This window comes from Haladaptatus halobius (assembly GCF_020618475.1).
Taxonomy (GTDB): Archaea; Halobacteriota; Halobacteria; order Halobacteriales; family Haladaptataceae; genus Haladaptatus; species Haladaptatus halobius.
The window spans coordinates 2862039-2874036 of sequence record NZ_CP085335.1 but is presented as its reverse complement, the minus strand read 5'-3'; the positions used below and the strand labels follow the sequence as shown (position 1 = coordinate 2874036).

The window sequence follows — 11998 nt, the reverse complement described above, 5'->3', positions numbered from 1 at the left end:
TTAAGCAAGGAGGTCATCACATGGGGTTCTCCGTACGAGAATATCCTGGATCGCCGATATCACCTGAAGTGTACTCTCGGTGGGAGGAATCGTTCACGGTTGGGAGCTCGAGTTCGACAACGGTTTCTAATCGATAAGAACGATGCGGATTTAGCCGATCTCTAGCCAGTCACTAACCACTGAGGTTAATGGTGAACTTATCCAATTTTCGTAATCTCCATAGATCGATCTGTTTCGGCGTTTCGTCTCGATTAATTCGTTCCCCATCAGTTTTATTAAAGGATGGAGAGAACGTCACGCGCTCGCGCTCGCCAGTGATTAGAGTCGTAGTTACGGATGGCATCGGTATTCGATCCGCATTTATATTAGTGATTTTACCCACAATTATGTAATTTCCTTTGAATTCAAACGCGCTCCCCACTGGCCAGTAGTCGATGATCTCTGCCGAAAGCGGAGTAGTATTATCGACTTCAGAGGCGACTGAATCGTTCCGCAAACAACCAGAAGCGGACATGAGAGCAGAGGTCAAGGTGAGAAGAGTCCCCCTTGAGAATTATTCGTCTATTCATCAGTGAAGGATAAATTCCACAGGTAAATTTGAGTTTCGTCTTCGAAGTGTGGCCGATATATCTCGATCCTGAAACCGTCCTCTCACTTCTTGAACCCCATCCAACCCCGACACGCTCTCACTCGGATTGGGGCGGTTTTGGGGAGACGACTGAGCGAACACCGACGATAACCGGAAGTTGACGGGGGATACTCGAATGTCGTCAAGCTGGCGTTTCGAACGGTAGAAATGTCGATAATCCCCGTATCCGGCGTATAGGTCGGTATTACCGTAATCGAACGGTGTGCGCGATTTTTGTCCCCGGGTGCCCTCAGATGGGCGGAGGAAACATATGACACGAGAGGACTCACCGAAGTCACAGCGCCGAGCGATTCTCAAAGCGACGGGAGCGGCGGCGGGCGTCGGATTGCTCGGACGCATCGCGATGGCACAGGACGGCGGCGGAAACGGTAACCAGACGACTACGACCACGACCACAACGAACACGACCGAGACCACCGAAACGACGAACGGTGGTACCGAGACGACGAACGACGGCGGGCAACGAACCATCATCCTCGGCGGGCGGGTCAACTACTGGCTCGGTCTCAATCCCGAGGTCATCGCAGGAGCCGAGAACCCGACGCTAGGATTGGTTCCCGACGAGGAGTACAGGCTCATCTGGATAAATCTCGACGGAAACAGACACGCGTTCCAGATACTCGGCGAGGGCGGAGATTTGCTTGAAAGTACCGGTGATACCGCTCAACAGGGAGCGACGCGCGAGATGACGTTCCGCGCGGACGAGGATATGCGCCGCTACCGCTGTCGATACCATCCGAACAGCATGCGAGGGGATATCGATCGGTCGGGCGAGTTCAGAACCACGTCGGGATCGCCCCCGAGAACGAACGGAACGGCGGATACCACCGAAACGACGAACGGCGGAAACGCCACGACTGGACGAACTGACACGACGGACGGGACGTTCACCACCGATACCGGTGGAACGTTCACGACCGGGCGAACCGACACGACGGATGGAACCTTCACCACCGAGACGACCGACACGACGACCTAGTAGTCGGGTTCCTTTCCGCAATTGAATCGGCAGCAAAAAATCTAGCAAAACGCAAAACGGCCGAACCGCCACTCTTATCGCTGTTCGACCAATTCCGCCCGCCCGTCGATGACGTGTGCATCGTCGGGGTCGAACCCGACGCGAATCCGCTCGTCGTCGGGGGCCTCGGGCACGCGGAGTGTCACCGGCCGCCCCTCCCAGTCGAGGTGGACGCGAAACGCTTCGCCCAGGAATTCGACGGTCTCGACGGTCGCCGAAAAAATGTTTTCGTCGGCGTCCGGTCGGAGCGCCTCGGGACGGATACAGAACGTGATGTGGCCCGTCGTTGAACTGGAAATCCGGAACTCGTGCTCGTCGACCGTGACGCGCGACCCCTTCGTTTCGTGTGCAACCGTCGTCCCAGAAAAGACGTTGTTCTCGCCGACGAACTCGGCGACGAATCGTGACCGAGGTCGTCGATACACATCCTCCGGGCGACCGACCTGCTCGATTCGGCCGTCGTGCATGACGGCGACACGGTCGCTTATCGCCAGCGCCTCCTCCTGGTCATGGGTGACGTAGATGGTCGTGATTCCGAGGTCGGACTGGATGCGAGCGACCTGCGTTCGCAGGTCGTCGCGGAGACGCGCGTCCAGCGCGCTCATCGGTTCGTCTAGCAGGAGCACGTCCGGGCCGGGCGCGAGAGCGCGCGCGAGAGCGACCCGCTGTTGCTGGCCGCCCGAGAGCTCGTCCGGGTCGCGGTCTTCGAAACCGTCGAGACCGACCAGTTCGAGCAGTTCCGCGACGCGCTCGTCGCGGGTTCGCGTCCCCGGCGGGTCGCGGAAGCGGAGGCCGTAGCCGACGTTCTCCGCGACGCTCATGTGCGGGAAGAGCGCGTAGTTCTGGAAGACGATTCCCACGTCCCTATCTTCCGGCGGGACGCCCGCCATCTCGCGGTCGCCGAACCGTATCGCGCCGGCGGTCGGTTCTTCGAACCCCGCGATGGCGCGGAGGGTCGTCGTCTTTCCGCATCCTGATGGGCCGACGAGGGTGAAGAACTCGCCGTCTTCGACGCGGATCGACACGTCTTCGAGGGCGGTCACGCCGTCGTACTCCTTTCGGACATCCGATAGGCGAACGTCAACCACGCTCCCACCCCCCAGAGGATAGACTAACCATCCTCCCACCTCCCGCCGAGGCGGTCGATGACGACGAAACTGACCGCGGTGACGATGAGCAGGACGGTTCCCATCGCGGTGGCTGGCCCGAGCGTGCGGTTGCCGAGGTATCGCTCAACTGCGACCGGCATCGTGTAACTGCTGCTACCCGTGGCAAGAATAACTGTCGAGTCGAACTCGCCGATGCTGATGGCGAACGCGAACGCGGCCCCGGCGACGATACCGGCGGCGACGAGGGGGAGTTCGACGTCCACCAGTGCGCGAGCGCGCGACGCGCCGAGCGCGCGAGCCGATTCGACCATCCGGCGGTCGATTCGGGAGAGCATCGGCGCGACGTTCCGCGTGACGAACGGGTAGGCCGCGACGGCGTGCGCCGCGACGATGGCGAGCGCGCCGCCCACCTGGATTCGAGTTCCGGCGACCGGAATCCCGAAGACCAGTCCGCGGAGCATCCCGAGTCCGACCATCACGCCGCTGACCGCGAGGGGGGCCATCGCCAGCGATTCGACCGCGCGACCGCCCCTCGCACGGGAGAGCACCGCGACGACGACGCCCATCGGAAGCGCGACGAGCAGCGCGCCGAGGCCGAAAACGAGCGAGTTGCGGACCGCGACACCAGGTTTCGTCTGGAAGGACGCGCCGGTCGCCTGCCGCGCGACGAGGAACTCGTAGTACCGGAGGGTGAACCCGGTCGGCCCAGTCACGCTTTCGAGCACGGTGCTGACGAGCGGGCCGACGAAGACGACGCCGACGACGAGGAGGTAGACGGCGACGCCCGCGCGTTCGAGCGTCTCCGCCGAGTCGCGGCCGTCGGCGAACAACCGTTTTCGAGGGAGGGGTCTGGTGGCCCGCGATGCGGCGGCCTGTCGCGCTTCGTAGCGAAGGTAGCCGTAGGTCAACGCTAATGAGAGAAGCGTTTCGAGCACGGCGAGGACGGCGGCCACGGAGTAGTCGAGGTCTCGAACCTGCGCGTAGATCCAGACTTCGACGGTCTGGAACCCGAATCCGCCCAATTCGAGGACGATGGCGAACGACATGAACGTGAAGATGAACGTAAGTAGTGCGCCCGTGAAAATCGCCGGAAGCAGTTGAGGAATCAGCACGTCGCGGAATGCCCGGAACCGACCCGCGCCGAGGCTCCGGGCGGTCTCCACCTCGCGGGCGTCCACGCTCTCCCACGCGGCGTTCGTCACTCGGGCGACGAGCGGCGCGTTGTAGAAGGCGTGGGCGACGATTATCGCGGGGAGGTTGTAGAGCAGCGAGTACGGGCCGAGGCCGACGACCGACAGCAGGTCGTTGAGCAGGCCGTTCGTCCCGAACATCGCCACGAAGCCGATGACGACGAGGATGGACGGCATGACGAACGGGAGGATGGTGAGCGAACGAATCGTCCGTCTGCCGGGGAACTCGTACCGCGAGAGGACGTAGGCACCCGGCAGTCCGAGCGCGACGCTCGCCAGCGTAGAGAGCGCCGCCTGTTTCGTCGTGAACCAGAAGATTTCCCGGTAAAAAGGGTCGGACAGCACGTCGGTGAAAGCGGCCACGCCGCCTGCTTCTGTGAAGACAATGGCTACCGGGAAGTAAAAGAGGACGACGAGGACGGCGCTGGTCGCAACGCCGAGGAGGGCGAGCGCGTGTCGCTCCAGCCAGCGCCGGAGGAACATCTACTTGCTCGCGATCTTCCGCGCCCACTGCTCGACCCACTCTTCGAGGTTGCCCCGCAACTCCTCGTAGGAGTAGGTGACCGGCTTCTCGGGCGCTTTGGCGTACTTGTCGAACTCCTTCCCGGGTGCGGCCCAGTCGGTTGCCGGGAACTGGACGTTAAGCGTCGGAATCTTCGACTGTACCGGCTTCGAGAGCATGAAGTCGAGGAACGCGTCCGCCAGTTCCGACCGGTCGGTGCCCGCGAACTTCGCCATGCCTTCAGGGTTGGCGTAGCCCTCCCCGTTCGGGAAGCCAATCTGGTGTTTCTTCATGTCCGCGCCCGAGCGGTGGGCGTACACTTGGTCGGTGGAGTAGGAGACGACGATTGGGCGCTCGCCGTTGGAGTAGGCGGTGTAGGAGGCGTCCCACGAGCCGAGTATCTGCACGCCGTTTTTCTTCATCCGCTGCCAGTAGTCGAGGTACTGATCCGGACCCGTCTGGTGGATAGTCCACAGGAGGAACGCCCGACCCGTCGCGGCCTGCTGGGCGTTCTGCGTGATGAGTTTGCTCGCGTACTTCGGCTTCGCCAGCGCGTCGAACGTTCCGGGGTCGTCCACCTCGTGGGCGTTGTACACGAGGCTGATGTATCCGGTGTCGTACGGAATCACGCGCTTTTTCGGGTCGAACGTCAGGCCGTCTTTGACGTGACCGTAGTTCGACAGCGAGTCGGCGATGGGGGTGAACAACTTCTTCCCGCCGAGTTTGTCGTCGATGGTGATGAGATGGTCGACGTTCAGCCCGACGTACACGTCCGTGTCGATATCGACGTTCTGAGCCTTCCGCTGGATGAAGTAGTTAACCTCGTTTTCGGGCGTCTGCCATCGGAGCGTCGCTTTCGGATACTCCTTTTCGAACTGCTTTTTCACCCACGAACCGGGCGACGAACTCGGCGCGTCCACGAACGAACTGTACGTTGCGACCTTCAGCGTACCGCTTGGTTCGGTCTGTACGGTCGTATCTGCGGTGGTTCCAGCTGTCGTCCCCGTGGTATCGGCGCCGGGCGACCCGGAGTTGCTATCGAGACAGCCGGCGAGACCGGCGATAGTGGTGCTTCCCGCCGCGAGGAACGTTCGTCGTTTCATTACTCGGTGGTTACAGTCGGTGATACTTAACGGACGTGATGCGAGGTGAGTTACGTATCTAAGATGGTACGAATCGAGGAGATAACGGTGGATGAATCGGATACATTTATATCAAATATCGAATATGTACGTCTCGCGTCGGAAGACGGTGTGGCGTTCCGCGAACGTATCCTGAACTGCGAAAAGCGTTCGAGCGATTCTCGACGCCGAACTCAAACCGTTCTCCGCGTCGTTCCGGTCGCCTACTCGGCGGTGGAAAGGAGGCCGCCGTACTCCTCGTTTTCGGGGAGTTGGGAGACGACGTCTTGGAACTCTCCCGTCCCGATCGCTTCTCGAACCGTGTCCGAGACGGCCTGCGACGCAGTTCGCGGGTCGTCCGCGACCGCTTCGACGTCGGCGCGCTCGGCGACCTGTTCGGCGAACTCCTCGAACGAGAACTGGTTGGCGTGCGAGTCCGCCTCCGTGAGGTGGTCGTCGACCTCAGCCGGGAGTTGCGCCGCGAGGTCTTCGGCCTCGTTCTCGGTGATGCGTTCACCGAGCGTCATCAGCACTGCTCGCGTCGCGTCGGTCGCTTCTTCCCGAGAGGGGAAGTCTGCGTGCTGCTGAACCGTATCGATGAACGTATCGTGATCCATACATGGTTATGTATGCACAGTTTGCTTGTGAGGATTACGGCCACTGCGAACCGACGAGACCTGCGAGCGATTCGGTCTCGTCGGCTTCGGATTCGAAATCGGCGCGAGATAGAACCGGCGCTACAGTTCCGTCAGCGGGGCTTCGATGAGGTTCAGGTTGGAACTGAAGTAGGTTGCGTTCTGCCCGAGTCGATAGCGACTCCCCGTCGGCAGATATCGGCGCGTGAACAGGAAGGCGAAGATGGGCGTCCCGCGGTACGCGTAGTTGATGACGTAGCCGTTGTAGTCGTCGGGTTGCGAGATTAGCTGTACGTCGTCCGGCGGTTGGTTGAGGATAGTGACCGTGACGAGAATCGGAAGGTTCGCCGCGACGCGAAACGATACGCCCGGATAGTAGTCGCGTGCGAATACCAGTGCGGTACCCGTGGGTTGGGCGTCGTTCGACCCCTGATCAAGCGCGATCGGTTTGGATGGGACTCCTCCCGATGGCGGGATACCTTCGAACTCGCCTTTCATCGCTTCCCCCCTGACATAGCTTTGCTTGGTACGGTCGCGGTGTACGTAAATGGGCCGCCGACTCACGAACGAATCGATGTCGGCGAAAAATGGTACAAAGTCGTGTCGTTGCTCTCCGAAACGACGGCGAATCGGTTAGCTGCCGCCTCCTTGGACAGAGGTGCTGAGCAGGTTGAGCGTGCTGCTGAACACCGACGCGTCACCCGAGAACCGACGGGTGTCACCCGAACTCAGCGAGAGATCACGGCCGAAGACGAACGTCGTGATCTGGCCCTGGCTGCCTTGAAGACCGGCACCCAGCTGGTAGCGGATGATGTACGCGTTGTAGTCGTCCGGCTGGCTGATCTCGGGGACGTTGCCGCCGCCGGCGCGCTGGAGGAGCCGAACCGTCGTCGACTGCTCCAGTGCATTCACGACGCGAAATTGCACGTTCGGGTGGTAGTCGTACGTGTACACCAACACGTTGGCACCCTGCGCCGACGCGCTGCCGGCGCTTCCGAGACCCAACGCGAGCGCACCCGTCGCGAGTGCGCCCTTCTTCATGAACGACCGACGTTCTTGCGATTCAACGTTTTTCGTGTTTTGTGTTTCTCGTTCAGTCATCCCTTTCCCCCCTTTAGGGGTGACAAGCTATAGGCCGGAACCGAAGATAAATGGCCGCGACTGTTTCGGTGGCCAATGGAAAACTATCATTGTTAGGTTTACACCCATCCGAGCGCCGGGTAGCGCCGAGTAGCGGGAGCATCTGCGCCGGGACGCAGTATCCTCCGTTACGATTCCATCCACGACGATTACTGAAAAACAACGGGAACGAATCTACGCTTCGTTAGCGGGGAAGCTTTCGTTAGCGATTCGAGCGCGCGGGGAGACGGCATGTACAGAAATAATTCATGACGAGCGACGTCTACCCCGTTTCGAGTTCGCCGTCCGCCTCCATCCACTCGGTGAGACTCCCCTCGTAGAACTCGATGTCGTCGTACCCGAGATGCGAGAGTACGACGTACGTGTGGCTGATTCGCCGGGCGGTATTACAGTAGAGGACGATCCGCCGGTCGGGCGTGACGCCGCTCGCTTCAAGAACCGAGCGAAGTTCATCGCGGGATTTCAGACCCCTCGTCTCGTCGTCGACGAGGTCGAGCCAATCGACGTTGATCGCGCCGGGGAGATGTCCGTCCGCGAACTCCTCGGGGGTGCGAGTGTCCACGAGCACCGCATCCGAGTCGTCGATGGCGGCTTCGATCTCCGTGCGTCCGACGAGCGGGGAGTCCTCGGAGTCTCGAACCCGATACTCGGTCGGTTCGGGGTCGGGCGCGTCGGTCGTCGTTTCGTGTTCGCTCTGCCACGAACTGAAATCGCCGTCCAGCAGGTGGAGATTCTCGTGGCCGTACAGCTCCGCGGTGACGAGGAATCGCGCCGCGAACACACCGTGCATGTCGTCGTAGGCGACCACGGTGTCGTCGTTTCCGATACCGACACCGCCGAGCAGGTCGGCCCACGTCTCGGCCCCGGGGAGCATCCCCGCGTCGTCCGCGTCGGCGGAGCGGAACCGGTCGAACGGGACGTTGACCGCACCGGGTAGGTGGCCGATTCCCTCGTACTCCCAGCCGTCGCGCACGTCCACGACGCGAACCTCGTCCAGTCGCTCGGCGAGCCAGTCAGCGGAGACCACGACGTTCTCGTGCATCGCTCGGGAGTAGCGACGCCAAGGCCTTAGCACTCCGGGTTCCGTCGAAGTACGCGCGATACCAGAGGTTCCGGCAATCATTTCCGCATCTTTCCGGGTGGCGGTCACGTGACGGAAGATTGGTAGTGAAAGTGATCGGAATCGTCCGTATCTTGCGGTTATATTTGCCGGTATACTCGACAGAAGGCGGAAGCTTCCGGCAGTAACAAGAATATAACCCGAGCGCAGAGATGTAGACGTGCATGAGCAACAGTGACTACGCCAAGGACGTGCTCGTCACCGCCGATTGGGTGGAAGAGCACTTAGACGAGTTCCAGAGCGACGACCCGGAGTACCGCCTCGTAGAAGTAGACGTGGACACCGAAGCATACGACGACGCCCACGCGCCGGGTGCCATCGGTTTTAACTGGGAGACCCAGCTTCAAGACCAGACGCAACGCGACATCCTCGAAAAGGACGATTTCGAGAAACTCCTGGGTAGTCACGGTATCAGCGAGGACTCCACTGTCGTCCTCTACGGCGACAACTCCAACTGGTTCGCGGCCTACACGTACTGGCAATTCAAATACTACGGCCACCGCGACGTGCGCCTGCTCGACGGCGGCCGCGACTATTGGCTGGAGAACGACTACCCGACGACCGACGAGGAACCGAACTTCTCCGAGCAGAACTACGACGCACGCGGCCCCTTCGAGGGCATCCGCGCCTACCGCGACGATGTGGAGAAGGCAATCGACCGCGGCGTACCCCTCGTGGACGTGCGAAGCCCCGAGGAGTTCAGCGGCGAAGTGCTCGCCCCACCGGGATTGCAGGAGACGGCTCAGCGCGGGGGCCACATCCCCGGCGCGTCGAACGTCTCGTGGGCCGCGACGGTCAACGATGACGGGACGTTCAAGAGCGCCGATGAACTCCGCGACCTCTACGAGAGCGAAGGCGTCACGAACGACCAAGAGGTCGTCGCGTACTGCCGCATCGGCGAGCGATCGTCCATCGCGTGGTTCGCGCTGTCGGAACTACTCGGCTACGATAACGTCGTGAACTACGACGGTTCGTGGACCGAGTGGGGTAATCTGGTGGACGCTCCCATCGAAACCGGTAGCGGAAAGTAACCGCGAAGTGACCGAACGGACACGGAGTTGTTTTTCGCTACCGCAGCGATAAGAACGGCCGCCGAGCAGTCGGAAACCGCGAAGTTCCGTTTATTCGCGGCCGAATCGAGGGTGAACGAGCGACTGGAGAGCGGTACGTACCGCTATTGAGAACTATTAGCAGGGATTATCGAGACGAGGGGAGATCTCTCTACCGTGGCAGCAACCGACCCTCACGAGGACGGGACGACCGGACGTTTCGATTCCTTCGCCGATTCGGCCGAACCGAAATCGAGTGCCACTGCGTCGCAGTTCGAACTGTCGGCCGTCGTCGTCGAGTACGACGACCGACCGAACAGGTGCACGATATTTCCGACCGACGCCACTCGCCACCAGCGGATGGTTCGCTGGATAACCGCCGACGCCGACGTCTTCGTCTCGCTGGACGAACGCCGCTGAGTATACCGTCACTTTCCGGGGTCGGTGGTTACAAACCCGATGGCTCCGTATTCCGGCGCATGGACTCGGACGAATTCGTCGAAGCCGTCCGCAAAGAGAACGAAACCGCCCTCTCGCGGCTCGGCTCCTCGAAGTCGCTGTACGCCGCGACGGGGGGCGAGATGGAACCGGACGAGGTGTTCCGCGCCGCCGCCGATTCCGAACACGCCGCCCGTCGAACGTTCGAGGGATGGGCCGACGAGGAAGACGACGCGGACGCGAAAGAGTTGTTCGCCAGCCTCGCGGAGACCGAAACGGAGCACTACGAGACGGTCGCCGGGAAGGTGGACGACCACAAACCCGGCGAGACGCCCGCCCTCCACGAGTATCTGCGCGGACTGGACGGCACGCGCGCGCGCCTTGGCGGATTCGTCGGGCGCACGCTGGCGAGCGAGAAATCGAAATCGCAACTGACGGGCTTTTTCACGGGGCAGGCCGACCCGCAGACGGCCCAGTTGTTCCGCGACCTGAAGGGGGACTTGGACGAACAGTTAGAAAAAACGCTCCCAGTACTCGCGGACGAGTGCGGCTCCGACGACGAGTGGGACGAAGCGAAAGAAGCCGCCGGCGGCGCGATTTCGGCGGCCTACGAGGAGTACACCGAATCGCTGGAGTCGATGGGCGTCAATCCGAAACCGGTCTGCTGACAGGGTTCGGGACGGCTCATACCCCGCCAACGGTTTCTCGGTGGGCTTTCACGTGGTCGTAGGCGCTGTCGACTCGCTCCGCCGTCTCCTCGTCCACCTCACGTTTCAGTTCCGAAAGCGCGTGCATGATTCGGTCGAGTCGACCGTGATCCGGGCCGTGTTCGGCCTCCGCGAGACTGCGGAGCGATTCGGCCTGGGATTCGAGTCGGTCTTTCGTCTCGCCCGAAGCGCCCGCGCTGGCCTCTTTCAGTTCCTCCGCCGCCTGCACCAGTTGCTCGCGTGGCATGTGCGTGAAGACGGATGCGAGAAAGTTAGTGCTATGGGCAACCGCGAGAGCGTAAAGAGCGGTGACACACCGACGAGTTCGGAACGAAACCGAGCACCACCTCATTCGAAGACTGACTCGGGCGCGGGAGTCGTAGAATCGCAGGAGAGTCCCGATCCACCCAGAATGTAGAGGGCGACCGCATTCGACTGAAAGAGGGAAGTCCAACCACCTGTAGCTACGGCTTCGATACGCCAGTCTTTTTCACCGATGCACAGCGTCGACGAAGTCACCGCAACGGACTCAGTCCCCCTACCCGACAGCGGCGCAATCGCTGCCGAGACACCGCCGTCCGGTTCGCGTCCGGAACGCGGGGAGGCCGCACGTGCAGGACTCGACGATTCTCCCTTCGGGAACCCCGAACGCGGTCTCGCAGTCGGGATACCGGTCGCATCCGGCGATGATTCCGCCTCGCCACAGTATTCGGAGGTCGGCTCCGCAGTCCGGGTAATCCCACTCGCGGTCGAACCGCGCGCTGACTGCGTCGAGGACGGTTCTGCAGTCGCGGTCGATGCAGAGTTCGAACCGCTCGCCGCGCTCGACGCACATCGTCGGCAGGCCGCACTCGCAAGTGTCGTCGCCGACGCTCGCCCGGCGCGGGATACGGTACTCCCGCCGACAGTCGAGACAGGAGACGTTCCTGTCCGCCTGCGTGAGCGCGCCGTCGCAGTGCGGGCAGGTGCCGACCGGAATGCCCGCTTTCGAACCGGGAAACCGAGAGATGCTGTAGCAGGTGTGACAGTCAACTCGAAGACGGCGATCGCTCGTCGCTGCGACGAGGGTGAATGTGTCACCGTCGAGCGTCGCGTGGGCGGTTTCGGCTCGCGTGAGCCACTCGACCGGCTGGTAGCCGTCCACGTCGTGAACGAGCAGCGTGTCGTCGGGTTTCAGCACGGCGACCACCTCGCCACGTCGGCGCTGTTTGGTGTCTCCGTCGGTTGTTATCGTGCAGTCGCCTGCGAACACGCGTATCGTGTCGGTCATGGGCCGGAGTGGTCGCGGTTTTCGATTTAAAGGTTCGGGAGAAGGGCTTT

13 protein-coding genes are annotated in these 11998 nt (G+C 61.7%); 4 read left to right on the top strand and 9 right to left on the bottom strand.

Annotated features, from left to right (window positions below; all coding sequences use genetic code 11):
• Positions 1-899: 899 nt before the first annotated feature.
• On the top strand, positions 900-1628 hold the full coding sequence (locus LIW51_RS16690) for a hypothetical protein (protein WP_227375215.1): 729 nt from the start codon (positions 900-902) through the stop codon (positions 1626-1628).
• A 74-nt stretch (positions 1629-1702) separates the two neighbouring features.
• On the opposite strand, the gene LIW51_RS16685 is transcribed toward LIW51_RS16690, so the two are convergent.
• The 7 genes from LIW51_RS16685 to LIW51_RS16655 all read right to left on the bottom strand — a co-directional run bounded on the left by LIW51_RS16685 (position 1703) and on the right by LIW51_RS16655 (position 8406).
• Positions 1703-2755 carry an ABC transporter ATP-binding protein gene (locus LIW51_RS16685; RefSeq protein ID WP_227375214.1) on the bottom strand — a complete coding sequence of 351 codons (1053 nt, stop codon included), beginning with the start codon at positions 2753-2755 and terminating at the stop codon, positions 1703-1705.
• A 23-nt stretch (positions 2756-2778) separates the two neighbouring features.
• A complete protein-coding gene (locus LIW51_RS16680) occupies positions 2779-4449 on the bottom strand; it encodes an ABC transporter permease (RefSeq protein ID WP_227375213.1) in 1671 nt (556 codons plus the stop codon).
• Entirely contained in the window at positions 4450-5571 is a 1122-nt protein-coding gene (locus tag LIW51_RS16675; RefSeq protein WP_227375212.1) for a thiamine ABC transporter substrate-binding protein, read from the bottom strand.
• 242 nt (positions 5572-5813) lie between these two features.
• Positions 5814-6206, bottom strand: coding sequence for a DUF2267 domain-containing protein (locus LIW51_RS16670; RefSeq protein ID WP_227375211.1), 393 nt, complete (start codon positions 6204-6206; stop codon positions 5814-5816).
• Between the two features lie 120 nt (positions 6207-6326).
• Positions 6327-6722: a hypothetical protein gene (locus LIW51_RS16665; RefSeq protein WP_227375210.1), complete on the bottom strand. Its 396-nt coding sequence runs from the start codon at positions 6720-6722 to the stop codon at positions 6327-6329.
• A 135-nt stretch (positions 6723-6857) separates the two neighbouring features.
• Positions 6858-7325: a twin-arginine translocation signal domain-containing protein gene (locus LIW51_RS16660; RefSeq protein ID WP_227375209.1), complete on the bottom strand. Its 468-nt coding sequence runs from the start codon at positions 7323-7325 to the stop codon at positions 6858-6860.
• Between the two features lie 301 nt (positions 7326-7626).
• Complete coding sequence (locus tag LIW51_RS16655) at positions 7627-8406, bottom strand: sulfurtransferase (protein ID WP_227375208.1); 780 nt, start codon at positions 8404-8406, stop codon at positions 7627-7629.
• Positions 8407-8648: 242 nt separating this feature from the next.
• On the opposite strand from LIW51_RS16655, the gene LIW51_RS16650 reads away from it, so the two are divergent.
• The 3 genes from LIW51_RS16650 (at position 8649) to LIW51_RS16640 (ending at position 10639) form a co-directional block, all read left to right on the top strand.
• Complete coding sequence (locus LIW51_RS16650; RefSeq protein ID WP_227375207.1) at positions 8649-9515, top strand: sulfurtransferase; 867 nt, start codon at positions 8649-8651, stop codon at positions 9513-9515.
• Between the two features lie 195 nt (positions 9516-9710).
• Positions 9711-9953, top strand: a complete 243-nt coding sequence (locus tag LIW51_RS16645; RefSeq protein ID WP_227375206.1) for a DUF7511 domain-containing protein — start codon at positions 9711-9713, stop codon at positions 9951-9953.
• A gap of 59 nt (positions 9954-10012) precedes the next feature.
• Complete coding sequence (locus tag LIW51_RS16640; RefSeq protein ID WP_227375205.1) at positions 10013-10639, top strand: ferritin family protein; 627 nt, start codon at positions 10013-10015, stop codon at positions 10637-10639.
• A gap of 16 nt (positions 10640-10655) precedes the next feature.
• Here the strand turns inward: LIW51_RS16640 and LIW51_RS16635 are convergent, their stop codons facing one another.
• Positions 10656-10925: a DUF7553 family protein gene (locus LIW51_RS16635; RefSeq protein ID WP_227375204.1), complete on the bottom strand. Its 270-nt coding sequence runs from the start codon at positions 10923-10925 to the stop codon at positions 10656-10658.
• A gap of 291 nt (positions 10926-11216) precedes the next feature.
• Complete coding sequence (locus tag LIW51_RS16630; protein WP_227375203.1) at positions 11217-11948, bottom strand: PDDEXK family nuclease; 732 nt, start codon at positions 11946-11948, stop codon at positions 11217-11219.
• Positions 11949-11998: the final 50 nt, after the last annotated feature.

What these genes read in the sequence shown, in the direction of transcription:
- LIW51_RS16670 (WP_227375211.1), bottom strand. Translation starts at nt 6,206, where the DNA reads ATGGATCACGATACGTTCATCGATACGGTTCAGCAGCACGCAGACTTC.
- LIW51_RS16690 (WP_227375215.1), top strand. Translation starts at nt 900, where the DNA reads ATGACACGAGAGGACTCACCGAAGTCACAGCGCCGAGCGATTCTCAAA.
- LIW51_RS16660 (WP_227375209.1), bottom strand. Translation starts at nt 7,325, where the DNA reads ATGACTGAACGAGAAACACAAAACACGAAAAACGTTGAATCGCAAGAA.
- LIW51_RS16640 (WP_227375205.1), top strand. Translation starts at nt 10,013, where the DNA reads ATGGACTCGGACGAATTCGTCGAAGCCGTCCGCAAAGAGAACGAAACC.
- LIW51_RS16650 (WP_227375207.1), top strand. Translation starts at nt 8,649, where the DNA reads ATGAGCAACAGTGACTACGCCAAGGACGTGCTCGTCACCGCCGATTGG.
- LIW51_RS16680 (WP_227375213.1), bottom strand. Translation starts at nt 4,449, where the DNA reads ATGTTCCTCCGGCGCTGGCTGGAGCGACACGCGCTCGCCCTCCTCGGC.
- LIW51_RS16630 (WP_227375203.1), bottom strand. Translation starts at nt 11,948, where the DNA reads ATGACCGACACGATACGCGTGTTCGCAGGCGACTGCACGATAACAACC.
- LIW51_RS16635 (WP_227375204.1), bottom strand. Translation starts at nt 10,925, where the DNA reads ATGCCACGCGAGCAACTGGTGCAGGCGGCGGAGGAACTGAAAGAGGCC.
- LIW51_RS16655 (WP_227375208.1), bottom strand. Translation starts at nt 8,406, where the DNA reads ATGCACGAGAACGTCGTGGTCTCCGCTGACTGGCTCGCCGAGCGACTG.
- LIW51_RS16675 (WP_227375212.1), bottom strand. Translation starts at nt 5,571, where the DNA reads ATGAAACGACGAACGTTCCTCGCGGCGGGAAGCACCACTATCGCCGGT.
- LIW51_RS16665 (WP_227375210.1), bottom strand. Translation starts at nt 6,722, where the DNA reads ATGAAAGGCGAGTTCGAAGGTATCCCGCCATCGGGAGGAGTCCCATCC.